The organism is Mesotoga infera (assembly GCF_900157305.1).
Classification (GTDB): domain Bacteria; phylum Thermotogota; class Thermotogae; order Petrotogales; family Kosmotogaceae; genus Mesotoga; species Mesotoga infera.
In genome coordinates this window covers 1072652-1097122 of record NZ_LS974202.1, presented here as the reverse complement: position 1 = coordinate 1097122, position 24471 = coordinate 1072652, and the positions used below count along the sequence as shown (strand labels likewise).

22 protein-coding genes and 1 rRNA gene are annotated in these 24471 nt (G+C 50.9%); 15 read left to right on the top strand and 8 right to left on the bottom strand.

Going from position 1 to position 24471, the window contains the following annotated elements; genetic code table 11:
- Positions 1-9: 9 nt before the first annotated feature.
- From MESINF_RS05045 to MESINF_RS05030, 4 genes are all read right to left on the bottom strand, one after another.
- Positions 10-1538 (bottom strand): 16S ribosomal RNA (locus tag MESINF_RS05045).
- Positions 1539-1716: 178 nt separating this feature from the next.
- Positions 1717-2724: a M48 family metallopeptidase gene (locus MESINF_RS05040; protein WP_169698823.1), complete on the bottom strand. Its 1008-nt coding sequence runs from the start codon at positions 2722-2724 to the stop codon at positions 1717-1719.
- Positions 2725-2729: 5 nt separating this feature from the next.
- Positions 2730-3293: a LemA family protein gene (locus MESINF_RS05035; protein ID WP_169698822.1), complete on the bottom strand. Its 564-nt coding sequence runs from the start codon at positions 3291-3293 to the stop codon at positions 2730-2732.
- Positions 3294-3316: 23 nt separating this feature from the next.
- Complete coding sequence (locus tag MESINF_RS05030) at positions 3317-4105, bottom strand: HAD-IIA family hydrolase (RefSeq protein ID WP_169698821.1); 789 nt, start codon at positions 4103-4105, stop codon at positions 3317-3319.
- Between the two features lie 62 nt (positions 4106-4167).
- On the opposite strand from MESINF_RS05030, the gene MESINF_RS05025 reads away from it, so the two are divergent.
- The 8 genes from MESINF_RS05025 (at position 4168) to MESINF_RS04990 (ending at position 12978) form a co-directional block, all read left to right on the top strand.
- Positions 4168-5769: a DUF2207 family protein gene (locus MESINF_RS05025; protein ID WP_169698820.1), complete on the top strand. Its 1602-nt coding sequence runs from the start codon at positions 4168-4170 to the stop codon at positions 5767-5769.
- A 131-nt stretch (positions 5770-5900) separates the two neighbouring features.
- Positions 5901-6140: a glutaredoxin family protein gene (locus MESINF_RS05020; protein WP_169698819.1), complete on the top strand. Its 240-nt coding sequence runs from the start codon at positions 5901-5903 to the stop codon at positions 6138-6140.
- Between the two features lie 106 nt (positions 6141-6246).
- Entirely contained in the window at positions 6247-7206 is a 960-nt protein-coding gene (gene galT, locus MESINF_RS05015) for a galactose-1-phosphate uridylyltransferase (protein ID WP_169698818.1), read from the top strand.
- Positions 7203-8291 carry a galactokinase gene (gene galK / locus MESINF_RS05010; protein WP_231936873.1) on the top strand — a complete coding sequence of 363 codons (1089 nt, stop codon included), beginning with the start codon at positions 7203-7205 and terminating at the stop codon, positions 8289-8291. Before galT ends, galK begins: the two co-directional genes overlap by 4 nt.
- Before the next feature lie 61 nt (positions 8292-8352).
- Positions 8353-9366 carry a Gfo/Idh/MocA family protein gene (locus MESINF_RS05005; protein ID WP_169698816.1) on the top strand — a complete coding sequence of 338 codons (1014 nt, stop codon included), beginning with the start codon at positions 8353-8355 and terminating at the stop codon, positions 9364-9366.
- Positions 9363-10508: a trans-sulfuration enzyme family protein gene (locus tag MESINF_RS05000; RefSeq protein ID WP_169698815.1), complete on the top strand. Its 1146-nt coding sequence runs from the start codon at positions 9363-9365 to the stop codon at positions 10506-10508. Before MESINF_RS05005 ends, MESINF_RS05000 begins: the two co-directional genes overlap by 4 nt.
- Positions 10505-10984, top strand: a complete 480-nt coding sequence (locus tag MESINF_RS04995; protein WP_169698814.1) for an LURP-one-related/scramblase family protein — start codon at positions 10505-10507, stop codon at positions 10982-10984. The genes MESINF_RS05000 and MESINF_RS04995 overlap by 4 nt, the downstream gene beginning before the upstream one ends.
- Positions 10985-11145: 161 nt before the next feature.
- Complete coding sequence (locus tag MESINF_RS04990; RefSeq protein ID WP_169698813.1) at positions 11146-12978, top strand: glycoside hydrolase family 36 protein; 1833 nt, start codon at positions 11146-11148, stop codon at positions 12976-12978.
- A gap of 46 nt (positions 12979-13024) precedes the next feature.
- On the opposite strand, the gene MESINF_RS04985 is transcribed toward MESINF_RS04990, so the two are convergent.
- Both MESINF_RS04985 and MESINF_RS04980 read right to left on the bottom strand, forming a co-directional pair.
- Positions 13025-15028 carry a glycoside hydrolase family 13 protein gene (locus MESINF_RS04985; RefSeq protein WP_169698812.1) on the bottom strand — a complete coding sequence of 668 codons (2004 nt, stop codon included), beginning with the start codon at positions 15026-15028 and terminating at the stop codon, positions 13025-13027.
- Positions 15025-15951: a DMT family transporter gene (locus MESINF_RS04980; RefSeq protein ID WP_169698811.1), complete on the bottom strand. Its 927-nt coding sequence runs from the start codon at positions 15949-15951 to the stop codon at positions 15025-15027. Before MESINF_RS04980 ends, MESINF_RS04985 begins: the two co-directional genes overlap by 4 nt.
- Before the next feature lie 114 nt (positions 15952-16065).
- On the opposite strand from MESINF_RS04980, the gene MESINF_RS04975 reads away from it, so the two are divergent.
- The gene (locus MESINF_RS04975; RefSeq protein WP_169698810.1) at positions 16066-18537 is read left to right on the top strand and encodes a gluzincin family metallopeptidase; all 2472 of its coding nucleotides are present in this window, start codon (positions 16066-16068) and stop codon (positions 18535-18537) included.
- Here the strand turns inward: MESINF_RS04975 and MESINF_RS04970 are convergent.
- A complete protein-coding gene (locus MESINF_RS04970; protein ID WP_169698809.1) occupies positions 18526-20763 on the bottom strand; it encodes a glycoside hydrolase family 31 protein in 2238 nt (745 codons plus the stop codon). The genes MESINF_RS04975 and MESINF_RS04970 overlap by 12 nt on opposite strands.
- Before the next feature lie 87 nt (positions 20764-20850).
- Here MESINF_RS04970 and MESINF_RS04965 point away from each other — a divergent pair, with 87 nt between their 5' ends.
- The 4 genes from MESINF_RS04965 to MESINF_RS04950 are packed head-to-tail and all read left to right on the top strand — an operon-like array spanning position 20851 to position 22451.
- Positions 20851-21165 carry an SCP2 sterol-binding domain-containing protein gene (locus MESINF_RS04965; protein WP_169698808.1) on the top strand — a complete coding sequence of 105 codons (315 nt, stop codon included), beginning with the start codon at positions 20851-20853 and terminating at the stop codon, positions 21163-21165.
- Complete coding sequence (locus MESINF_RS04960) at positions 21166-21516, top strand: hypothetical protein (protein ID WP_169698807.1); 351 nt, start codon at positions 21166-21168, stop codon at positions 21514-21516.
- 27 nt (positions 21517-21543) lie between these two features.
- On the top strand, positions 21544-22185 hold the full coding sequence (locus MESINF_RS04955; RefSeq protein ID WP_169698806.1) for a lactate utilization protein: 642 nt from the start codon (positions 21544-21546) through the stop codon (positions 22183-22185).
- Positions 22182-22451: an acylphosphatase gene (locus tag MESINF_RS04950; RefSeq protein WP_169698805.1), complete on the top strand. Its 270-nt coding sequence runs from the start codon at positions 22182-22184 to the stop codon at positions 22449-22451. Before MESINF_RS04955 ends, MESINF_RS04950 begins: the two co-directional genes overlap by 4 nt.
- Before the next feature lie 4 nt (positions 22452-22455).
- Here MESINF_RS04950 and MESINF_RS04945 read toward each other — a convergent pair whose 3' ends face one another.
- Positions 22456-23106 (bottom strand): HD domain-containing protein, encoded by a 651-nt coding sequence (locus tag MESINF_RS04945; protein WP_231936872.1) that lies wholly within the window; start codon positions 23104-23106, stop codon positions 22456-22458.
- A gap of 109 nt (positions 23107-23215) precedes the next feature.
- Here MESINF_RS04945 and surE point away from each other — a divergent pair, with 109 nt between their 5' ends.
- Positions 23216-23983 (top strand): 5'/3'-nucleotidase SurE, encoded by a 768-nt coding sequence (surE, locus tag MESINF_RS04940; RefSeq protein WP_169698803.1) that lies wholly within the window; start codon positions 23216-23218, stop codon positions 23981-23983.
- Positions 23980-24468, top strand: coding sequence for a peptide deformylase (gene def / locus MESINF_RS04935; RefSeq protein WP_169698802.1), 489 nt, complete (start codon positions 23980-23982; stop codon positions 24466-24468). Before surE ends, def begins: the two co-directional genes overlap by 4 nt.
- Positions 24469-24471: the final 3 nt, after the last annotated feature.

Here is a 24471-nt window from a genome sequence, read left to right as displayed (position 1 = left end):
ACTCCTTAGAAAGGAGGTGATCCAGCCCCACCTTCCGGTAGGGCTACCTTGTTACGACTTAGCCCCCCTTGCCAATCCCACCCTAAACAAGCTCCCTCCTTTCGGTTAGGATACTCATCTTCAGGTGTTACCAACTCGGGTGGCTTGACGGGCGGTGTGTACAAGACCCGGGAACGTATTCACCGCAGCTTGGCTGATCTGCGATTACTAGCGATTCCGGCTTCATGCAGGCGGGTTTCAGCCTGCAATCTGAACTGGGGGTTGGTTTGAGGATTTCCTCCACATCGCTGTCTTGGTCCCTTCTGTCCAACCCATTGTAGCGCGTGTGTCGCCCAAGATATAAGGGGCACGATACCTGACTTCATCCCCCCCTTCCTCCGCCTCGTCGGCGGCGGTCCTCTTAGAGTACCCGGCCTTACCGCTGGTAACTAAGAGCAGGGGTTGCGCTCGTTGCGGGACTTAACCCAACACCTCACGACACGAGCTGACGACGGCCGTGCACCACCTGTGCTAACTCCACACATAGTGTGGTCGTTCCTCTTTCAATTCACTACCATTAGCATGTCAAACCTTGGTAAGGTCCTTCGCTTAGCATCGAATTAAACCACACGCTCCACCGCTTGTGCGGGTCCCCGTCAATTCCTTTGAGTTTCACCCTTGCGGGCGTACTCCCCAGGCGGTTCACTTATCGCGTTAGCTTTAGCACGGAGAGCTTTCCGCTCCCCACACCTAGTGAACATCGTTTAGGGCCAGGACTACCGGGGTATCTAATCCCGTTCGCTCCCCTGGCTTTCGAGCATCAGTGTCAGAACCGGCCCAGAAAACCACCTTCGTCACCGGCGTTCCTGCCAATATCTAAGGATTTTACCCCTACACTGGCAGTTCCGTCTTCCTCTACCGTCCTCAAGCCTACCAGTTTCAACTGCAAGTCCGGAGTTGAGCTCCGGGTTTTCACAGTTGACATGTTAGGCCACCTACGCTCCCTTTACGCCCAGTGATTCCGGGTAACGCTCGCCCCCTACGTATTACCGCGGCTGCTGGCACGTAGTTAGCCGGGGCTTTCTAGTAAGGTACCATCCCTCTATGTAGCTTTCCACTCTACATAGCATTTTTCCCTTACCACAGCAGTTTACAATCCGAAGACCTTCTTCCTGCACGCGGCGTCGCTAGATCAGAGTTCCCTCCATTATCTAAAATTCCGCACTGCTGCCTCCCGTAGGAGTAGGACCCGTATCTCAGTGTCCTTGTGGCCGGCCACGCTCTCACGCCGGCTATCCGTCGTCGCCTTGGTAAGCCCTTACCTCACCAACTAGCTGATGGACCGCGGGCCGCTCTTCTGCCGATGCTGTTGCACCTTTCTCCTCCCGGACTTATGCGGTATTAGCTGTCCTTTCGGTCAGTTATCCCCCTGCAAAAGATACGTTCCCACGTGTTACTCACCCGTTCGCCACTCTATGTGTTGCCACATACCGTTCGACTTGCATGTGTCAAGCACGCCGCCAGCGTTCACCCTGAGCCAGGATCAAACCCTCCATCCATGACTCATTCTTTGAAACTCGCTGGATTGCTATCCATTTTTCAATGACCCTTTCCTTCCACCTTCGCCTTCGCTCCCTTTCCGCGTCAGCAATTCCTATACTACCAGTACCTCCCTTCACTGTCAAGTTACAGATTGGTTTCCTTATCTGCGTTGTACAGGTGAATTCGTTTTTGGGTCTACAGGTAACTTGCGAGCTCGCTTTCCACCTCCTTTAGCGAACGGTTCTCGAGTATCGAGATTCTCATTGCGATCGGAGGGTGTGTACTCCAGAGGGATGCGAAGAAAGAGCTCTTGTTGTTTATGTGCCTTTTAAGGGGGTCGGATATGAAAAGATGGGCAGTGGCGATGTTGGCGGTTTTCATTTTTTGCGAGTTTGTGACTATCTTTCTGAGAGCCCTAGAAAGTCCGACCGGGTTTCTGGTCAGCTCCACCGCTCTGGCATCGGCGAAGTACTCTCTTGTTCTGGAGACTGCCAGAAGCGACAACCTTCCGATGAAGGAAAAGACGGCCCCCAATCCCGCAACGGCCGCGAGGAAGGCCAGTATCACGAGCGTAGAGTTATCACCTTTCTTTGAAGACCTTCTCGATCTGGTCGCCGCGCCGAAAGCGCCGAACCTCACATAGGCTATCAAAGCCCTAAAGGCCATCAGCTGGATTATCACGACAGCGCCCAGAAGCGCCGAAATCAGCGTCATTATTAGAATATCCCTGTTCACGATATGACTCAATTCGTGGCCGATTACCCCGGACGTCTCTTCGCGATCAAGCTGCTTCAACAAACCGCTCGTGACACAGATAACCGAATCTTCGGATTTTCTGCCGGTCGCGAAGGCGTTTATTACCGTATCGTCGTCAACAACGTACACTTCCGGCGGCTTCGCCATCCCGGCCGCAAGAGACAGCTCATCGACTATGTTTTTCAGTTGTCTCTCTTCAGGATCGTCCTGCCGCGCTTCTCTTGCCCTAACCGACTTTAGAACTATCTCCTTCCCCGAGCTCAACGATATCAGAAGTTGTACCAGAGCGACCACCAGAAATATCAGGGTGAAGATCGGCAGTATTCCGAAGATTATATCGATTATCAGTCCAAAGGCTGCCATCATGACGAGAAAGACCACCACGAGAACGATGGTCTTTCTCACGTTTTTTCTGCCCTGTTCGTAGAAATCTACTGTAAAGGCCATATCCCTCAGAATGAAAGATCTACTTTGGGAGTTTCTCTCTCGCCTTCAGTGACTTCAAAAAGCGGGAAGGCTTCGAATTTGCCACCGAAGAAACCCACCACTATGTTGTTTGGGAAAATTTCGATCTTGGTATTGAATTTAGTCGCCGAATCGTTATAGAACTGTCTGGCATAGGATATTTTGTTCTCGGTGCTGGTCAGTTCCTCCATGAGTTGAGAGACATTGGTGTTGGCCTTGAGATCGGGATAGTTTTCGACAATGGCGAGCAATCTTCCGAGCACCCCGCCGAGTTCCTGCTCGGCCTTTATCTTATCCCCCACGCCCTGGGCCGATACTGCGCGTGCTCTGGCCTGCATAACCTTCTCCAGCGTTTCCTGTTCGAATTTCATGTATCCCTTTACGGAATTTACAAGGTTTGGAATCAAGTCATGTCTTCTCTTGAGCTGCACATCGATTTGAGACCATGCATTCTCGACTCTCTTCTTCAGGGTGACCAGGTTGTTGTAAACACCTATTATCCAAAGAGCGAGAACAACAACTATACCTAGTACGATAAAAAGAATGACCATTCAATCACCTCCAGCTATCAGAATTATACAGTAAACTCCTGACTAATCAGTTTTGCAATCTCTCCCACATCATTTGCAATAATGTAAGGATGATCTGGAGAAACCATTTCGGGCGTAGTTTCTCCGGAAAGTACCAGAATTGCATCTACCCCGGCCCTCAAACCGCATTCTATATCGGTGTAGAGGCGGTCTCCGATTATGACACACCCGTCGGCGGTCTGAGAATAGTCCTCCAGAAGCATCTCGAGAATCGTGGGGCTCGGCTTCCCGATTATCCAGTCCGGTTTTCTTCCGGTCGAACTCTCGAAGAGACTTATAAAACTTCCTACATCTGGAACGGGACCTTCCTCTGTCGGGCAATTTATGTCGGGGTGACTGGCCACGTATGCGACTCCCTTTCTGAGAAAAAGGGCCGTTTTTCTGATCTTGCCGAAATCTATGGTGGTGTCGTAAGTGAGAACTACCACTTCAGGATCCTCTTCCACCAGGTTTATACCGGCTCTGTGAAACATCTCTCTGACCGAAGGAGTTGAAAGGAGATACACGCGTCTGCCCGGATACTTTTCCATCAAGAATCGAACGGTAGCCTCGCCCGATGTATAGACTTCGAATAACTCTCTGTTCACTCCCATTTTGGTCAGTTTTCTGATATATTCATCAGGTGTACGTGAGGAATTGTTCGTGAGAAACACGAGCCGGGCACCCATGTCACGTACTTTTATGGCAAAATCTAAGCTACCGGGCAGCAACTTGTCGCCCAGGTAAAAGGTTCCATCCATATCGGAAACGAACAGCTTTTTACTTTTTAGCATCTCTACCTCCGGGTTTCAGTTGGAACAACTATATAAGAGTATAATGCAGAGGGTGAGATAAATTGAAGAGGAGATTCCAGAGAAAGGATTTTTTCATCATTTTTATGATAGTGAGCGGCTTCTTCATGTTCGTCGCGATGGGGAACGGTTACTGGAGGGAAAACGCCCCTTACAAAATAAGCTCCGTTGATATAAAGGCGACTCTAGATAGAAACGGATTTTTGAGTGTATCAGAAACGTCGCTGTACGAACTTTCCAGAAACAACCGGACTGCTTCTAAGAGGCTTCACCTTTCCTACCCGGCCGTTCTCGAATCTTTCAACGTACAGGTCGATCAAACGACCGGCGTAGTCAGGGAAGTATCCTCCTCGCCGGGCGGCTTCGATGTGAGAATATTCGTGAACGAAGATGTGGAAAGTTTTACCGCCAGCACCAACTACAGACTTTCAGGAGTAGTTGAAAACGGCAGCGACGTCTCCGTACTCAGCTATCGCTTCTGGGAGCCAAATTCCGATGCTATGACCAGAAACATCTCGCTCTCTTTGGAATTACCCGAACAGATCGCCAGGACGATCACGACCGAAAGCATCTTTCTTAAACCTTACAAGGAAGCAAAAATCACCATAGAAGGCAACAGGGTATTGCTGAGCATGAAATCTGTTCTTTCAAGCGCTTCGGCCGAGATAATGGTGGTCTTTCCAAGGAGTATAGGAAACAGTATGTCCACGGCCATCAATACTACCATCAGCAGGAGCTCGATCGAAAAGGAAAACGAGACCAGCATGTTTCAGCAGGCCTTTCTTTCCGGTCTGATTGGCTTTCAAATTGCCGTCCCTATCTTTGTCCTTTTCTTCACATTCATCCTCTTCGGTATAGAGCCGCAGATAAAGACTGAGATCGGCCATAGGATCGACTCGGCCCCTGGTTACCTGCTGAACGCAATCGTGAAGAATCCCTTTCAGGAGGTGGACAGAGACGGTTTCCTCGCCACGATACTCGAATTGCACAACAGCGGCCAGATCAAGCTCCAGGGAAGGACTATACTGACCAGCGTCAAAAACAACACCATGCCTACTCAACAGCAGTGGGCAATACAGGCGATCAAATCTCTCGGAAGCGATGGAAAGGATGAGGTCGAGATACCCGACCAGGAACACAAAGGCGAGGGGATCGAAGCCTTTAACAGGCATTACGGTTTCTGGCAGAAACACGCCATGAAGGTTGTACGCTCGGGGAGGTTTTACGAGCACCTCGGCTCTACGGTCATGTCGGTCTTCTCGATATTTTTCCTGATAACCTGGTCGCTGATACTGAAATACCTCTTCGCGAACTGGCAGGTTTACCTGACCTTCCCCGACGAGACGCTCGTGCTTTCGATCGTTCTGTACGCCGATTGGTGTCTCGGATGGTTTCTGCTGATGATACCAAAGAGTATATTCGGACGGTGGACTCCCTCGGGCCGGTTGTTCTATATGGAGTGGAAGAATGCGGAGAAAGAGATTCTGGCCAAGCAGGAGTTCTCGGATGAAGATCTCGAAAAGCTCGTGGCTCTGGGTCATCTACAAACTCTCCTGGCCGACAGAAAGAGATTGAGTGAAAGGCAGCTCGAGCTTTTACGGACACTCCAGAGACTCGAGTTACTTCTTACTAAACCGAAGGAATGAAAGCCATTCCAGTTGATTTCTTTGAATTCATCTGAGCTAAATAAGTTGATAGTAAGCACTTGACACGACCAGCCAGATCATTTTATAATATCTATGAATGATACCCTAGTGGGGTATATGGAGGTGAGAAAATGGATGCGAAAGTAGTTGTTTATTCTACTCCCACATGTCCCTGGTGCAAGAGAGCGAAAGACTATTTCAAGAGCAATGGGATTCCCTTCAAAGACTACGATGTGAGCAAGGATAAAGCAAAGGCAGACGAGATGGTCAGAAAGAGTAGACAGATGGGTGTTCCCGTAATCACCATAGGAAGCCATGTGATAGTGGGTTTCGACAAGAACAAAATAGACAGCCTTCTCGGAACTCATTGATAGGCCTTTACCTTGATAATTGAACCGGGCGGACGTTAAGTCCGCTTTATTTTTTTTGACCGCGGTGTTATTCTGTCAATGACATAATAATAAAAGGGGGATTAAGATGCAGGAACTCAGATTCAATCCTCTGGTGGGGGAATGGGTAATTGTATCTTCCGCCACCAACGAAAGACCTACTCAACCTGTGGATAACTGTCCAGTCTGTCCAAACTCGCTTGAGTTCCATGGCGGATATGATCTTGCCACTTTTGACAACCGCTTTCCGGCACTCTCCCCGCTGATCGAAGATGTTTTCCAGCCCGATTCGAGGCTTCTCAGGAACGGGCTACCCGCTGGAAAGTGCGAGGTGATAATGTACACTTCCTCCCACGGCTTATCTGTCCCCAACATGGAACTCGCTCAACTTGAAAAGCTCGTGGAGATGTGGTGCGAACGTTATCTGGAAATCTCCTCCTTTCAACATATCAAATCGATCTTCATTTTCGAGAACAGGGGTAAGGAAGTGGGAGCTTCTATCCAGCATGCGCACGGCCAGCTGTACTCTTTTCCGTTCATTCCCAGACGTCTCGAGCTCAAGGCCAACTCTTTCACGGATTACTATCTCGCAAACCGTTCCTGTCTGGTTTGCGACCTCCTAAAGGATGAGAGTTATGGCCGGAACACCATATTTGAAACGGCCGGGTTCATGGCGGTCGTTCCGTACTTTTCCAGATTTCCCTACGAGGTCCATCTCTATCCAAAGAGACACGTTGCCTCGGTGATCGATCTGATCGCGTCGGAAAAAAGGGATCTGGCTTACTCGATAAGGCACACCGTGAGACTCTACGACTCCATATACAACCAGGAGTTTCCGTATATGATGACCCTGTACAATCCGCCGGTGAACACAGGACGGACCTATGACGATTCTTACCATTTCCACATAGAATTCTATCCGCCCAAAAGAGCAAAAGATAAACTAAAATGGATGGCGAGTGTCGAGACAGGCACCTGGGCGTTCGTCAATCCCGCCGAACCGGAAGAGATAGCAGATTTTCTGAGAAAGGTGGAGGTGAAGATTTGAAGCGTTATTTCCGGGCCCCTGGAAGAATAAACATCATAGGCGAACACACCGATTACAACGATGGTTATGTTTTACCGGCCGCGATCGACAGGTACGTCACCCTGTCCATAGAAAGGACCGGGAGGGAGCGTATCGAATTGAGCTCCGCCGGTAGAGAAGCGATCACTTTCGGAGAAGGAGAGATAGAACCGGCAGGAAATTGGGGAGATTATGTGAAAGGAATCTTCCATGTTCTCAAAAGCGTGAAGAAAGTGGAGTTCGGGGGGCTTTCGATCGAGATTGAATCGACCGTGCCCGAGGGGGCAGGACTGTCGAGTTCGGCCGCCCTTGAAGTCGCCACTATAACGGCCCTGAACGAAGTTTTCGGTCTTTCTCTCACCGATGAGGAAAGGTACAGGTTATCGCAAAGAGCCGAGAATGAATTCGTTGGCGTCCAGTGTGGCATCATGGATCAATTCGCGAGCGTTATGGGAAGGCAGGACAGCGCGATCTTTCTGGATACGGTCAGCATGGAGTACGAGTACCTTCCGCTGGAGCTGGGGGCCTATTCGTTGGTTGTATTCGATTCGAAGGTGCATCACGAACTTCTGAGCGGCGGGTACAACTCGCGCCGGGAGGAGGCCAGAAAGGCCCTGGAAATACTCGGCAAGAAGAGTTACCGGGATGTATCGATGGTCGATCTTTTCAGCGCCAGACCGAAAATGGAAGATCTTTATTACAGGAGAGCCATGCACGTTGTCTCCGAGAACATGAGGGTACTCGAAGTGGTCAAGACACTCGCCAATTCGAACTACGAAAACCTTGGCAGGTTCCTGGTTCAATCTCACGAGTCTCTCGCGTACGATTACGAGGTCTCATGCGAAGAGATCGATTTCATAGTCGATACTCTCAGAAATCTGAACGGTGTCTCAGGTGCCAGAATGATAGGAGGGGGGTTCGGCGGTTCCGTCCTGGCTCTATGCGAAAAGAGCGAGCGGGAGAAGATTGTCGAGGTTGTCAGGGAGAGATACTTCAAAGAGTTCAATATCGCGATGGACGCTTACGAGGTCAGGCCCTCCCGCGGAGCGGGAGAGATAGGAGAATAAGCCTTTTGAGGAATGAAACGGCGCATCCGGGAAATCTAAGAGCAGAGTGCGGGAGGTAAGTATGACTAAGGTGAGACTTGGAATTGTAGGGGCGGGGATTGCCTCCAGGGAGTTACACCTGCCTGCCCTGCGAAAACTCGATGAGCTGTACGAAATAACGGCCGTTAACAGCAGAACCGTGGAAAAGGCCGAGGATTTTGCCCGGCTCGTCGGAACCAACCCACGGATATTCCGAAGTTACGACGATATGCTGGGCTCAGGGGAGATAGATGCCGTGGTATTGGCCGTGCCGATATCTTTGAACCCGGGCATGATAAAGAGAGCCGTAGAGGCGAAAGTGCCTGTAATATGCGAAAAACCCGTCGCTCCGAACATATCGGCAGCAACCGAAATGCTCGCGCTTTCGAGAGAGGCGATGGTCTATATAGCCGAAAACTACAGGCATATCCCCGTTTACAGAGAAGCCGCGAAGATGGTATCGCAGGGAAAAATCGGAAGACCTGTCGTTTTTAGCTGGCAGAAATGGGTAGCTTTCGGGAGGGACAACAAGTACGTCCAGACCGGGTGGCGCCAGTCGCCCAAACATATAGGCGGTTTTATCTCCGATGGTGGTGTGCACGATATGGCGGCTCTGAGAGCGGTGCTTGGAGAGGTTCTTGAGGTGAGCGGCTTTTCGGCGAGAAATTTCGATTTTCTTGGAGCGGAGGACACCGCCATTTTCAACATCAGGCTGGAGAGCGGGGTCACTGGAGATTATTCGGTCTTCTACGGCTCTCCGGTCGCCAGGAATCGGCTGGATATAGTTGGCGATGAGGCGATGATCTCGATCGATAAAGATATGGCCGAGCTCACGATTTCCGGCAATCGCAAGGAGAGGATTCTCGTCAACAAATCCGACGGCTTCGTTGAGGAATTCAGGGACTTTTATCGCGTACTCAACGGTCAGAAAAACGTTCTCGGAAGCGTGCTGGAGGCTCTAAAAGATCTCGCGATAGTAGAAGCGGGATTGCTGTCATCGAAAGAAAGAAAAATAGTCGGCGTAGGCGGACTGCTGATGGGGAGTGATTTACGATGAAGGGATTCAACACGCGTTCGATTCACGGGGGTGAAGAGGAGAAAGTGAAGGATGCCGTAACCATGCCTATCTTTCAGACTTCCAACTTCCTGGCCGACGATGCCAAGTACGCCAGCGAAAGATCCGAGACATTTTACACCCGAGTGGGAAACCCTACCATAGGTGTTCTGGAGCGCAAACTGGCATCGCTCTTCGCGGGTACGGGTGGCGTCTTCTTCTCTTCTGGTATGGGAGCCATCACGACGATCTTTCATTCTTTTCTAAAACACGGTGACAACATCGTCGTTTCGAAAAATGTTTACGGCGGTACGCAGAACCTGCTCAGGGAGTTGCCGGACGAGGGCGTGGAAGTGAGGAGGTTCGATCAGTCCGATTACGGGTCGATAACGGGTCTGCTCGACGGAAGAACCAAGATCGTTTATGTCGAGTCGATGGTGAATCCTAACCTTATTCTCACCGACATCGAGGCCGTGAAGGCCAAAATCTCATCGAGCGACGCCCTTCTGGTCGTTGACAATACCTTCCTCTCTCCCTACAATTTCAGGCCTCTTGAGTTCGGGGCCGATATAGACGTTCAGAGCCTCACCAAGTATATCAACGGTCATTCCGACGTTGTGGCCGGGTTCGCCGGTTTCAAGGATCCAGAGGTAGAGTCGAAGGTGCGAAGAAAGATGGTCCAGTTCGGAACAAATGGGGCCCCCTTCGATGCCTTTCTTGTCAACCGCGGCGTGAAAACTCTGGGCCCGAGGATGGAGATCCACAACAGAAACGCTCTGGCCGTCGCCAATTACCTGAAGGATAAACCGGAGGTTCTAAGGGTTTCCTATCCTGGCCTGGGCCATGTTCCGGCCTGTTACGAGAACTGCCCGGGGTTTGGAGGGGTCGTTTATTTCGAGATGAGGGATAGAGAAACGGCCAAGAGGTTCATGAGAAGCTGCTCGATCTTCCAGGAAGCCACCAGTCTGGCCGGTGTTGAATCTCTCGTTACCGTCCCCTCGCTTACCAGTCACGCCTCCCTCAAAGAATCCGAACTGGCTGAAGTTGGCATCTCCCCCGGCGGGGTCCGGCTATCGGCAGGAATAGAAGACATACAGGACCTTATAGAGGACATAAAATGGGCGATAAAGGAGTGCGTGCGATGATATACAAGGTCAGAGAGAGGATCTTTTCGATCAGCGATCACTTCACCATTGAAGATGAAAAGGGAGTTCCACATTTCTACGTGAGGGGGAGAGTCTTTTCCATAGGGAACAAGCTCTCGCTTGAAGATATGAACGGCAACGAGCTCTGCTTCATCGAACAGAAACTGCTGAGATTACTGCCCGAGTACACACTGTATTTCGCGGGAAGGGCAGCGGCAACGGTGAAAAAGACTTTCACCCTTTTGAGGCCTAAGTTCACGATAAGCAGTATCTACGGTAACTTCGAGATCGAAGGCGATCCCTGGTCTCACAATTTCAGCATAGTCAAAGACGGGAAACTGGCGGCCGAGGTCTCTAAACGGTGGTTTTCTATGAGCGACACTTACGGTGTCGATGTGGCCGAAAGTGAAGAGCCCGCCTTCATACTGGCCCTGGTGATAGTGATCGATCAGACTCTTCACGACAGGAAGAACTGATAGAGGTCAAATAATCGTCACTGTGAAAAGGATTGTCTTTCTTGGTCTCGATCGGAGCCTTTAACCGCGTCTCTTGGACTATCAGAGGCTGTAGATACAGTTCAACAGAAAATGACTCTAGCCTATAATTATCACTAAAGCCGGAAAGGAGGGATCGAGAGTTGTTAAAGATAAAAATTCCCGGTATAGAAAGTATTTTCCCCGGTGAGAAAACGGAGTTCACCCTCAAGCACGGAGATATCGAGGTAGCTTATTCTTTATCGGGATCAGCAGGCGAAACAGCGCTTAAGACTGTTTTGAGAAATACCGGAACTTCGAGCGTGAAGATCGGTGCGATGAAGCTTCTGACAATTGAAGAAGTCAACGAACCGATATATTACAACAACTGGCAGTCGTGGTTCCCCTTCAAAGCGTACTGGGAACAACCGGTGGTGAAACCCTTTGTCCAGTTCGCTGACTCTACCGGCAGTAGCCTCTTTTCGGCGACGCCCATACCGGGGCTTCTAAGAAACGATGTGAGACCCAGCGATTATTTCGTCGCAACCGACGAGCTGGTCGCCGGCTTCCTGTCCTGCTCGATCACTCATCCCTATTTCACCTGGAACGACAAAGAATACTATATAGATGTCTGGATAGAGCTGTTCAACAAGGCGATCGGGGCAGGTGAAGAAATAGAGATAGAGGAGCTGCTGATTCTTCACGGTAGATACCTCTGGGAAATGCTGGAGGCCTACGCGGAGAGGATAAAAGAATACAACGGTGTGAGCTTCAAGGAATTCAACGGTATCGGATGGTGCAGCTGGTACAATTACTTCACGGAGATAGACTTCAAAGAACTCGAGAGAAATGTCGCTCTCCTCAAAGAGATAAGAGAAAGAGAGGCTATACCTTATTGCCTGGTTCAACTGGACGACGGCTACCAGAAAGATATCGGAGACTGGCTCGAAACTAACGAAAAATTCCCCTCGCTCGACGAGATCGCCTCCATGATAAAGGAGGGCGGTTTCACCGCCGGCCTCTGGCTGGCGCCCTTCAGCGTTTCGGAGACTTCGGAAATCTTTTCCAACCATAAAGATTGGCTGGTCCGTGGACTGGACGGAAAGCCTAAGCTGGCTTACAGAAACTGGCAGAAGAATATCTACGCGTTGGATGTCACCCACCCCGAAGCCGCCGAACATCTTTATAAGACCATGAGACGCTTGAGGGAGGCCGGGTTCGATTATATAAAGATCGATTTCCTGTTCGCCGGGGCAATCCCGGGCGAAAGGCTTGACCCTTCACGCACACCTGTGCAGGCTTATAGAACCGGCCTGAAGATAATAAGAGAGGCGCTCGGAAGCGACTGTTTTATACTCGGTTGCGGTGCGCCCCTGCTGCCTTCGGTCGGATTCGTCGATGGTATGCGTATCGGAGCCGATACCGCGCCATCCTGGAGGGCCGATGTGATGGATATTGGTATCCCGAGCGCGAAACTCTCGATCAGGAACGCCTTCACACGTTCCTTCATGCACAGAAGGCTCTGGCTGAACGATCCCGACACCATAATACTCCGCGATTGCGAACTGACCACCGACGAGAAAAGGACCTTCGCGCTTTCGGTCGGCCTACTTGACGGCATGATTCTAACCAGCGACGATATGTCACTGGTGAGCCGGGAGGGAATTTCTTTGTTGAAGGAAGCGCTCGAGCTTACCGGGGGCAAGCCCAGGGTCTTTCTCGACGGTATGAACGGAGTCTTTGCGGCCTGTACTAAGGCCGCAAGAAAGTACAACGTAACGGCCTTCGTCAACCTTACCGATACACCCAGACACGGAATAAAGATCAAGGATTATTACAGGGAATGGTCCGGAGTAACCCCTTCAGTGACCGAGGCCGATCTTCTCCCCAGAAAGATCTGGCTGGAGAGGGTCGAGACCAGGGCCCGAGAACTCGAGAAAATCGTCGAGATCAGGGAGGACGGCAGACAGTTCAACTACTACACGGAAAAAGAGTGAGAGAGTCCGAGCCTTCTCTACCTGCTTTGAATAAAGGTGCTTCCGATTATCGTTCGCCGGCCGGCGTAAGTATCCAGACAGTTGTGGGGGGTATCTCGAAAGCTCCGGGCTTGAAATCGAACTCCCGGCCGGTGAGGTTTTCTACATATCTTCCCTCGAGGGACACGGTGAAAGTCGCCCGTTCCCTCGAAGGGTTGGTCAGGACGATCACCCTATCCTCCCCGAGGGATCTGATGTAACCGAGCACCGGCCCCTCGCTTGCCAGCACCGAGTAATCGCCGGTTTTCAGAGCCGTATGAGTCTTTCTGATCTCTATAAGCTTTCTGTAAAAATTGTAGATCTCCATGTCCCACCTTTGGTCGTCCCAGATCATGGGAGCCCTGTTCTCGGGGTCCTTTCCGCCCTTCATGCCTACCTCGTCGCCGTAATATATCACCGGGCTCCCGATGAAAGTCATCTGAATGGCTACGGCGATCTTCATGAGATCTCTCTGATTGAAGGCCAGCGTCATTATCCTTTCCGTATCGTGACTGTCGAGTATATTCCAGAGGGAGTGGAGCGTCTGCGGCGGGTAAGCGTTCAGATAGAAATTGGTCATGGCCACGAATCTGCCAGCCGAGTTGCCAGCCCTGAATACGTACTCCACGACGGCATCCTTGAAGGGATAATTCATGGCCGAGTCGAAGCTCTTTCCCCGAAGGAGAGACTTCGCGTCTCCCCAGAATTCGGCGACAAGTATCATCTCTTCGTCGAGGCTCTTGACCAAAGGCCTGAAGAAATCGCTCCAGAATTCCGGAGCCACTTCGGTCGCGACATCCAGTCGCCAGCCGCCTACTCCGTCGATGTCGTACTTCTCGACCAGTCTTTTTATGTAGTCCTGCCACTGAGGGTTGAGAGAGTTGACTTTCGGCATGTAGGCGTAGCCGTTCCATCCCACGTACGACAGCGCTCTATCCCTTACCTTCCTTATGGGAAAGCTTTTTACGAAGTACCAGTCTTTGTAGGGAGAGCTCTCGCCGCTTTCCCTGAGATCTTTGAAGGCGAAGAAATCGTAGCCGGTATGGTTGAAGACTCCGTCGAGTATCAGCCTGATCCCGTGATCGTGGGCCAGCGACGAGAGTTCCTCGAAGATTTCGTCGTCCCCGAAGTTGTCGTCTATTCGCATATAATCCTGCGTATCGTATTTGTGACTGGAAGGGCTCTCGAAGATGGGGTTGAGATATATGGCCTCGACACCCAGCCCGAGAAGATGGTCGAAGCGATCGATTATCCCCTGAAGGTCGCCACCGAAGAAACCATCTCCGCCGAGATTGGCCGTCTTCGTATCTATGTACCATTGCTGAACGTTTTCGGGATCGTTGCCGGGGTTTCCATTGGCGAACCTCTCGGGGAAGATCTGATAATAAAGCGCGCCCTTCGACCATTCGGGCGTGTCGAAGAAACTAACCGGGAGCGCTTGGAGCGAAAATTCGAAAGGTCTTTCCAGATAGTTTTTCAGGCCGGTCGCGTCGAGAAAGAGGGTTTCCTCACCCCGGTGGATTTCGAAGTAATAACTCACCTCTTCGAGAGCGAGCGGCCGGGACCGGTAGAATCTGATATTCCCGAAGTCTCTGGAGTATATCAGCTCGAATCTCTCCCCTCCAGAGACGGCCACTACACGGTAGTCTCCATCCGATGGAGTTGAAACGGCCAGATAAATCTCACCTTCGTTTACAGGGTTGAAGTAGTCCCTGTCGCTTATGATATGCCTGATGGAATCGTCCCCGACCGTAACTATGGATACTTCCTGCCCGTCGACCATCGCGGTGCGGGAGTTGCCCGGGTCGGTGAACCTTTCCCCGCCAGACTCGAAGAAGTAATGGTAAACTCCCGGTTGTAGCTGGATTTCCACCCACCACCAGTTGTTCTCCAGCGGCTCCATCGACCTTACCTCTCCCGTTTCCACCACGCTCAGTAAAGGGGTAGAATCGTGATTCACGAAGAACTGCACGGCGTAGAGAAACCCGGCTACAAGTATCATAAAGAAAATCAGAGAAATCTTTGCCTTCATTTCATCCCCTCCAATCTCTTCCTGCTTAGGGCGTTGGCTCCCCATACACCGAACAGTATCAGGACCACTCCAAAAATCTGTACCGTTAGAAACCTCTCGCCCCTCACAATTATACCGGCAAGTAGAGATACCACTGTGGATAGATATGCAAAAACCGTAGCCCTTGACGCCTCCAGCCTTGAAAGCATGAGGTTTATCAGGAAAAAGGCTCCAACCGATGAGAGTGTCCCAAGATATAGGGCCGCGTTGAAAACCGACGGCACGAAGAATTGAGATAGATACTCTAACGGCTCTCCTCTGATAATGGAAAGGACAAACGCCATGGTGAAGAAGGTCGAAAAACCCGTAGTCATCATGTGATAGGTTATCTCCCAGGGGGTGAACTTTGTGGAAGCCTTTCTGGATAGGATGTTGTACATGGCCGCAGTAAGGGTGCTCCCCAGAAGAAGCACTGGTCCCAGGATCGTTCCGCCCGACGAAAGACCCTTCCCGGCGGTTATCAGAAGTATTCCGGCCAGAGCGGTGAGTATCGAGAGGACTCTCGGAAGCGCGATCTTCTCTTTGAGGAATATCCTGGCAAGTATCATCACGAAGATCGGGATAGTCGATAGAAGTATCCCGGCTTCCGATGAGGTTGACAGAGAGACGCCGGCGTTTTCGAGAATGAAATACATGACTGGCTGGACCAGTCCCAGGAAGAAAAGCTCTTTGAAAACCTTCCGGTAGGGTCTTACGCGTATCGCTCCAAACACTCTCAGAAAGCTGATCGTGATGAAGGCTACGAAGAACCTGTAGGAGAGAAAATACACGGGATTGGTATAATCGAGCGCGCTCTTGGTGAAAAGAAAGGAGAGACCAAAGATCACCGAAGAACCGATACCCGCGAAGTAAGCCGCATTTTTACTTCCAGAATTTTCCGTCATTGGAACACCTCAAGGGATTTTATTGTGCGAATAACCTTTCAGGCACTTCAGATAGACATCATAGTCTATAATAGTAGTACAGATTCATATATTCCAGAGGGTGGTGCTTTACAATTGTCCGGAAAGTTTTTCCTATCCTTTTTCCTGCTTTTTACCGTGATTTCTTTCGGATATACCTTCAGGGATTTTGACTGGTACCAATACGAGTCAGAACATTTCATTTACATCTACCACCCCGAGATAGAAGAGAGCGTTCCATTGGTCGAAGAGATAGCCGAGGAGAGTTACACTCTACTCAGTCGGTTCTTCGGAAACTATCTCTCTAGGAAGATTGCCATCGTTCTGTGGGGTTACGATGACGATCCCAACGGTCTGGCCAATCCCCTCATCGATTCGGTCAATTCCATCACGATCGGTCTGAACTATGTTCACAGAGAGGACAAATACTGGCTAAGAACGGTTATAAGCCACGAATTGAGCCATATTTTTCAGTTGAGTTCGAACGGAATTTTCGGCTCTCTGATCAGAAAATACTTGTCCGGAGCCTATCTTCCCGGTGTGCTACAGCCGATGTGGCTTTCCGAAGGCTTCGCCCAATTCGGTAGCCATCTCCTGCGGGCCGACAGTTACGACTACCGGAGAGTCTCTTTCCTCAAAGATCAATTAGTGCTTGAGACGCCCTTTTCCGAGGAGACCATCGTCGCCGGATACGGCCCGGTCGGTGGGGAGGCCTACTATAACTTCGGATTCGCCTTTCTTATGTATCTTGCCGATCGATACGGCGAGGAAAAGCTCCGGGAGTTTTCCAATCTGAAATCGGGGATTCTCGGTCTGGCAGGGATCGAACCGGCTTTTTCGATCGTTTTCGGCAGGAGCTACCCACAACTGAAAGAGGATTTTATAGCCCATGGAAGGGAGACGTTAGATCTGGACGGACCTGTATCTCTTTACAACAGCCCTACGGAGAATTCACAGACGCTTCAAGAGTACTCTCCCAAATCCTGCGGCGGTAAACTGTATTACGTCGTCCACGACAAGGACAGGGGCTACTTCTCCCTCAATGGCAACGGTGTGGAGCTTCTGAGTACCACCATGGAGATACTGGACTACTCCGTCTTCGAAAATGAAGTCGCCATCGTCCTGCTCGAAAAGCAAAACGGATCGGAGGCCAGACTGTACATTTTCAAAGACGGCAAGCTGACCAGGACAAAACATTCGGGCATACTTAGTCTCGAATTTCTCGGCAAAGAACGTCTGGCCGTATTGAAAAACGAGAAGGGGGTCCTGAAGGTACAGACACTGTCGCTGAGAAACGACAGAACCTCGGATATCTTCGTTGCGCCAGATAGTCGTGTTCAGATAAGTACGGTGAGGGCAACCACAGACGGAACACAGATAGCTTTCAGGGTAAATTTCGAGGGGAGAAAGTACCTGGCTCTCTATCTTTTCAGAGAGAATGAACTGAGTTTTTACGAATTCGAGAGTGATTTTGAGATAGGAAGCTGTTTCTCCGACGGTTTTCTAATCTCTGTTCAGAGGGAACTCGCCAGTGACGTTTTCCTCTTCAGATCTGGTGGAACCATGGAAGGCCAGGCCAGTTTTTCCAGGTACGTCAGAGATCCCGTGAGAGTTAGAAACACCGTGATCGCGGCCGGTCAGCTTAATGGCTTGAAACTCTTGAAAAGCGATGTGACTTTGTCGGAGGCGAGATCGGCCCCTCAAGGCACTCTGGAAATAGAAGAAATACGGTCCATTGAGGCAGGGAAACGGTACGACGGTTTCAACAGCTGGCGTTTCATCTCGGTAATTCCCTTTGAAGGTGTATCTCTGCTCTTCTCCGACCCGACCTTCAACAACCATTTAATCGCCGGTGGTTCCTTGAACTTCCAAACACTGGAACCGGGACTGCACCTTCAGCTGTCGAGCAGCAACTATTTGGCCGTCGATTTCGTGGGAAAGGCGAAGCTGACCGGGTTGAAACCCGAGGCGTATCTGGATATATACAGGCAGTACCCTCTCACCCCGAAGCTCTCTTTCGGCTGGAAGGTTGGGCTGGAATACCCGCTGAAGCTCTACGGTTCTTTGAACGTCATGCTAGAGGATGCCTCGCCCCTTTACGGAGGTCAGGCCTATTTAAAGACCTCCTTCACCTTGAGAGACACTCAGACAACCTCGGTTAACGTAGCCGATGCAAGCATAAACGTAAATCTGGAATGGACGAGAAGCAATTTCGAATTGAGCTCGCAGATATTCTCCAGAGTCACGTTGGGCAAAAACTCTTCCGTGATTCCGGTGAAGCTCTGGGGCTTCGAAAACGATTCCGGCATCGTTGTCGGTCTCTCCGTGAGCTCAGACTACATATTCTCCAGGAGAAACCTCAACTTCTTCAACCTCGTACACCTCTCGAAAGAGGGACTCGGTGGTAGGATAGATATTCTCCTGGGTTCGAAACTGTCGTGGCGTCTTGTCCTTTATAAGATAGAAACCGTTTTTCTCTATGCGGCATACCCGTTCGAGGTGAAGGCCGGCCTGATGCTGGAAGGTGACAGATTGCTGCCTTACTTCGATTTCGAGCTACTTTATTGATATCCTCACGCCCCCGCTAGAATCGATCAGAGTTGTCCTGTAGTTCTTGTCTCCATCTGTTATCTCGATAGATACTTTCCTCGCCGGGAGTTTCAGCTCGCCCTCCTGTGGGGAGATATCCACGAGGATCCCGTCGTCCAGCTTTTCCACCGTGATCCTCTTCAGCGAATACTTGCCACGGGTGTAAGCCTCGCTCGTGCCATCGTCCTCGTACAGATCGAAGACGGTCCGGTTCCTGACGAAACCTTTTACCTCGATTAGGCTCCAAACAGCGCTTTCCAGATACTGAGAAGGTTCTGTGGAGACTAAGAGGGAGTCTTCCTTCAAATAGAGAGGGACCGTGTCCAGTGGAGCCTCGGCCCAATGATGACCCTTCCGGACGATCTCTCCACTGTTGAGGTCCAGCCAGTCGCAGCCGGGGAGGTAAACGTGTCGCCCTCGTGCGTTTAGGGTATATACGGGAGCGACCATTAGCGAAGGACCGAACATGTACTGATCGTCGGCCTGGTATGTGTCTCTATCTTCCGGCCAGATCATGACCAGAGGCCTGATCATCAGAGAATTTCCCTCGCTCGAATCCCTGAGAACGGAGTAGATATAGGGGAGGAGTGAATATCTGAGCTCCACGGTCTTTTTGACTATCCTTTCGATCTCATCGTCGAAGGCCCATGGTTCCTGCGGCCTGGTGCCCATGGCGCTGTGGTTTCTGAAGAAAGGCAGGAAAGCGCCAAACTGTGTCCATCTGGCCAGCAGTTCGCCGTGGCAATTTCCTCCGAAGCCTCCGACATCACAGCCGGTGAAGCTAACCCCGGCGAGAGATATCGACTGAACCATCTTTATTTCGCTCAAAAGCTGTTCCCACTGACTCTCGTTGTCTCCGGTCCACAGGATCGCATAACGCTGAATCCCTGCGTAGGAGGAGCGCGTTATGCTGAAGACCCTCTGTTCCGGTCTGATCCTCTTCAGACCTTCGAAAACCGCTCTGGCCATGTTGAAACCGTAAACATTTCTGACGTCTCTATGGAGATGTCTGACGCCGGCATCGTCAACCTGGTAAAAATCCCGACCGTGATCGTAGTACTTTTTCAAAGAGAGCACCTTTCCGAAGAGAAAATCCGTCTCGATACCGCCGTCGTTTTTGAGACCCTTCATCATCTCCGAGAGATTGGCGAGAGACTCGGCCGTGTAAAAGATCGAAGGCTCGTTCATATCGTTCCAGAAACCGGAGATGCCAAGCTCCACGAACTCCCTGTACAGATCTCCCCACCATCTTCTCGCCTTCGAATTCAGAAAGTCCGGAAGCCTCGCTTCGCCAGGCCACACCGCCGGCCTGAAGTCCCGGCCGTCTTCTTTTTTGCAGAAAACGTTTTCTCTCTTGCCTTCTTCAAAGACCCTGTACCCTTCTGCGGCCTTGACACCCGGATCTACTATCGTTACGACCTTGAAGCCCATCTCTTTGAGTCTCTTAACCACGGAACGGGGATCGGGAAAGCGTTCACCGTTCCAGGTGAAGACCTTGTAATCGTCCATGTAGTCTATATCGAGATAGATCACATCGCAGGGGATCTCCTTTTCGCGCATCTTAGAGGCGACGTACATCACGCTCTCCTCGTCGGGGTAGGACCATCTCGATTGCTGGAAGCCGAGTGACCATACGGGTAAGAACAACGGCTTTCCGGTCAGCCCGAAGATTTTCTTTATAATCTCCCCGGGCGTCCCGGACATTCCGTAAAGATCGAAGGCCTTCCCTTCCACGTTTATGAGTAGCGTGTCTCTCTTTTCGAAGGCAACATCGAATTTCGAGTAACCGGCGTGATCGAGAAAGAAACCCGTGCACCCTTCCGGAGATATGAGATAGAAGACCGGTAGGGTCGAGTAAAGGCGCGTCTTAGAAGGTGAATGGTCGGGGTCGTCAGTGTTGTACATCTCGTATATCCTTCCCCTTTTGTTGAGGGGACCGATCTCCTGACCGAGCCCGAAGACTCCCTGATCTTCCCGTAGCTTCATCACGATTACGAAACCCTCTGCGGACTCCTCAATGGAGATCGAGCCCGGCCGGCCGGTCGCACTGAAATCTATCCCGGGTATAAAACCGTTAGCCCTGCCGCTCTCAAGCTCCTCTAAAGGAGAGGTTATAACCGCACCGGTCTGGTATATAACCGCTTCATCCTTTTCAACGGCGACTCTCAAAACAGAATCAGCGTAACGGTAAAAGCTTCTCCTCATATTTATCCCCCAATCTCGACAGATATCACTCTCAATTCTACGACAAGATGATAGACTTTTTCTGACAGCAAAAACGAGGAGGAGTTTATGACTCTAAAAGATGCGTTAGAAAAAATCGGGAATTTGAATCCCGAAACTCTGGAAGGTATCGAGGGATGTTTTTCCTTCCGTATCAATGACGGAGATCCGGAGGAGTTCGCGGTCGTCATAGCCTCGGGCAGGGCGGAGATACTCCTGAACGGTGAAAAATCCGATTGCCTTGTAGAAACCGACATCGAAACTTTCAGAGATGTATTAGAAGGTTCTATCAGTCCGCTTTCGGCTTTCATGAGCGGCAGGATAAAGATATCGGGCGATCTTTCTCACGCTATGAAACTGAGCAAACTGTTAGGAGGTGTATGAATGGCTAAAGAAGTCCTGATACTTGCATTCGAAGGAAAAAAGCCCTGTTTTCTCCACGCCCTTCTGAACGCGCTGGATATGCACGCAAAAGGTTTCGACGTTTCAGTGGTCCTCGAAGGGCAGTCGCCATCTCTGCTTAAAGAGATAACTCAGGAGAGCGACCCTCTCTTTCCTCTCTACAACAAGGCGAAAAGCAAAGGGCTCATCAAGGCCGTATGCTATGGCTGCTCGAAGATGATGGGCGCTCTGGAAATCGCGGAAAGTGAAGGATTACCGCTGAACGGCGATATGAGCAACCATGTCCCGCTGGCCCCTTACATAGACAGGGGCGCAACAGTCATAACCTTCTAACCGGGTTATTCTTGAAAGGGGTGAAATATGCGTAACAGTCTCCTGAACTGGAAATATGAAAAACTGGCCGGGAAGTTGATAGAAAACTTCGCAAAAAGATCTATAGAGGCCGTCTATCTTCCCTCGAGAGAGCAGGTCGTTCCCAGGCTCGTGGAGCTGATTCCCGCAGGTTCGACTGTTGCCTCCGGCGGATCGCTCACCCTTCAAGAGACGGGTGCGAGGGATCTTCTAAAATCGGGTAGTTACAACTATCTGGACCGCGAAGCGGTGTCGGACAGCGGAGAGCGAGAGGAGATCTTGCGAAAGGCCTTCTGGGCGGATTTCTATCTATGTAGCGCGAACGCCATCACGCTCGACGGACAGATACTCCTGCTGGACGGCAATTGCAACCGTGTGGCGGCCGTATTATTCGGCCCGAAAAGGGTCATTCTCGTTGTCGGCATGAACAAAGTCGTCGGCGACATTGATTCGGCTATCGAAAGGATAAAATTCATAGCGCCTATGAACGCGAAAAGATTGAATCTCCACACCCCTTGCACGGCCACAGGCTTCTGCATGGACTGTACGAGCGACGAAAGGATCTGCGGAACTTATGTGACCGTAAGCGATTCCAGCCGGCGCAAGGGGAGATACACGGTGATGCTCGTCGGTGAAGAGCTGGGTTTATGAGAACCGTCAGGATAAGAGTTTACGGCAGGGTCCAGGGTGTGGGCTTCAGATACTACACCCTGCACACTGCAAGAATACTGGGAATAACCGGATATGTCAGGAACGAGTACGACGGTAGCGTCGAAATAGTGGGCACCGGCGAAGACGCTTCCATCGACGAGTTCATTCAGAAGGTCGATCGCGGTCCCATACGGGCGAATATTTCGAAATGCCTGATCGAAGAACTCCCCGAGCAGCATTTCACCGACTTCGAAGTCAGGTACTGAAAGTTCACCATTCCTTGAGAAACCTCTCCACGAAGGCGACGGTGAATTCGTACCTTTCCCGAGCCAGTTCCCTGCCCGTGCCTGTCCAGAAACTTTCGGGGGTTATCCTCAAGATCTTCTCGTGGAAATGGTTTATTGCGCTCGTGGAGAACCCTTCATAACGGTCGCGCGGCGACAGGTCTGGTGAATGGAGCGGCCTGCCTACCTTTCCCGAATAGGAGAAGACACGCGCGATCGCGATCGCCCCGATGGCGTCGAGTCTGTCCGCGTCCTGGAGAATCTTTCCGGTAGCACTTCCGGGCTCCCTCCCGGATGAAAAACGGTGGTCTCTTATAGATAGAGCTACTTCCGAGGCTATGTCGTAAGCGTATCCCATGCTCAGAAGCACTTTAAGCGCATACTTGCCTCCCTCGGTGGCATGATCGAGACCATCTATATCCTCGGACGGCCTCTTTATATCGTGAAGGAGGGCTGCAAGGGCGGCGATCTCCACCGATTCATCTTCTCCCAGCGCTATCTCGACTGCGTTTTCTGTGACCCTGACGACGTGATAAAGGTCGTGGGCCGGATCGCGAGAGGCTTCGAAAGCGATCCGAACCAGCCCGTAGATCTCTTCGAGTTCGGGGTGTCTCTCAAACAACTGCGCTATCTTCAATTTCCTCTCCATACATAAAACTGGACCCCGACCTTACCAGAAAAGTCCTGTTCGATATTGTAAAATAATACTACAAGAACAGTATGAAGACGTGAGAGGAGGCAGTATATTGAATATATTAATTACCAACGACGATGGAATAATGTCTCCGGGGATAATCGAACTGGCCGATAGACTTTCGGAAAGGCACAACGTTCTGGTTGTAGCTCCCGACGTTGAGAGAAGCGCCACCGGACACGCCATAACCATAAGGACACCGCTCTGGGCCAAGGAAGTGAAAGTCGGCAACAGAATGATAGGCTACGCGATCAACGGGACCCCGGCCGACTGTGTAAAGCTCGGTCTCCTGGCGATTTCGGAAATCAAGCGCGATCTGGTTATCAGCGGAATAAACAAGGGACAGAACATGGGTATAGACGTTCTCTATTCGGGAACGGTATCGGGCGCTTTGGAGGGAGCCGTTATGGACACGCCTTCGATCGCCGTATCGAGCAGCGATTGGAGCAACCCCATCTATTCCACGGCCGCCGATTTTATGCTCGAATTTCTCGAGACGTTCGACGTAAAAAAGATGCCCCCATTCACCGCCCTGAACATAAACGTTCCGTCGGTAGAGAGGGAAGACCTGAAGGGGTGGAGAATAACCCGACAGAGTCGTAGGAGGTACAAAGACTACTTCGAGAAGCGGAAAGATCCTTACGGCAACAATTACTACTGGATATTCGGAGAAGTGGTCGAGGATGAATGCTCTCTGGACAGCGATTTCTGCGCGGTAAAAGAGAACTACGTTTCGATCACGCCCCTCCACGCCATAATGACCGATAAAGATTACTTCGAAGAGTTGAAGGAACAGTCAAAGGGATGGGAAAAGATATGAAAGTGATTTACATTGGGAACCCTTTATTACGCCTCGTTGCCAAAAAAATCGAGGTCTTCGATGAAAAGTTGAGGGAGTTCGTCGAGGAGCTGAGCAAAACGATGTACGTCGAAGACGGCGTAGGTTTGGCTGCTCCGCAGGTCGGCATTTCTAAAAGGATCTTCGTCTACGATGCGGGCGAAGGAATCAGGGTGGTGATCAATCCCGAGTTTCTCTGGAAGAGCGAAGAGACAGTAAAGATGGAGGAAGGCTGCCTGAGCATTCCCGGTATCTACGCCGATCTATTCAGACCCTCGAGAGTCAGACTCCGCTATCAGGATGTAGAGGGCAACTTCCACGAGGAAGAGCTTTCCGAGTACGCCGCGCGTATAGTTCAGCACGAGGCCGATCATCTCGACGGAGTTCTCTTCGTAGATCATCTCTCGGCCGCTAAAAGGGCACTTTTAAAATCCAAACTGAATCAGATAATGAGGGAGAAAGTCTAGACC

Coding starts and splice junctions, on each gene's coding strand:
- MESINF_RS05040 (WP_169698823.1), bottom strand. CDS start 2,724: ATGGCCTTTACAGTAGATTTCTACGAACAGGGCAGAAAAAACGTGAGA.
- MESINF_RS05035 (WP_169698822.1), bottom strand. CDS start 3,293: ATGGTCATTCTTTTTATCGTACTAGGTATAGTTGTTGTTCTCGCTCTT.
- MESINF_RS05030 (WP_169698821.1), bottom strand. CDS start 4,105: ATGCTAAAAAGTAAAAAGCTGTTCGTTTCCGATATGGATGGAACCTTT.
- MESINF_RS05020 (WP_169698819.1), top strand. CDS start 5,901: ATGGATGCGAAAGTAGTTGTTTATTCTACTCCCACATGTCCCTGGTGC.
- galT (WP_169698818.1), top strand. CDS start 6,247: ATGCAGGAACTCAGATTCAATCCTCTGGTGGGGGAATGGGTAATTGTA.
- MESINF_RS05005 (WP_169698816.1), top strand. CDS start 8,353: ATGACTAAGGTGAGACTTGGAATTGTAGGGGCGGGGATTGCCTCCAGG.
- MESINF_RS05000 (WP_169698815.1), top strand. CDS start 9,363: ATGAAGGGATTCAACACGCGTTCGATTCACGGGGGTGAAGAGGAGAAA.
- MESINF_RS04995 (WP_169698814.1), top strand. CDS start 10,505: ATGATATACAAGGTCAGAGAGAGGATCTTTTCGATCAGCGATCACTTC.
- MESINF_RS04985 (WP_169698812.1), bottom strand. CDS start 15,028: ATGAAGGCAAAGATTTCTCTGATTTTCTTTATGATACTTGTAGCCGGG.
- MESINF_RS04980 (WP_169698811.1), bottom strand. CDS start 15,951: ATGACGGAAAATTCTGGAAGTAAAAATGCGGCTTACTTCGCGGGTATC.
- MESINF_RS04970 (WP_169698809.1), bottom strand. CDS start 20,763: ATGAGGAGAAGCTTTTACCGTTACGCTGATTCTGTTTTGAGAGTCGCC.
- MESINF_RS04965 (WP_169698808.1), top strand. CDS start 20,851: ATGACTCTAAAAGATGCGTTAGAAAAAATCGGGAATTTGAATCCCGAA.
- MESINF_RS04960 (WP_169698807.1), top strand. CDS start 21,166: ATGGCTAAAGAAGTCCTGATACTTGCATTCGAAGGAAAAAAGCCCTGT.
- MESINF_RS04955 (WP_169698806.1), top strand. CDS start 21,544: ATGCGTAACAGTCTCCTGAACTGGAAATATGAAAAACTGGCCGGGAAG.
- MESINF_RS04950 (WP_169698805.1), top strand. CDS start 22,182: ATGAGAACCGTCAGGATAAGAGTTTACGGCAGGGTCCAGGGTGTGGGC.
- def (WP_169698802.1), top strand. CDS start 23,980: ATGAAAGTGATTTACATTGGGAACCCTTTATTACGCCTCGTTGCCAAA.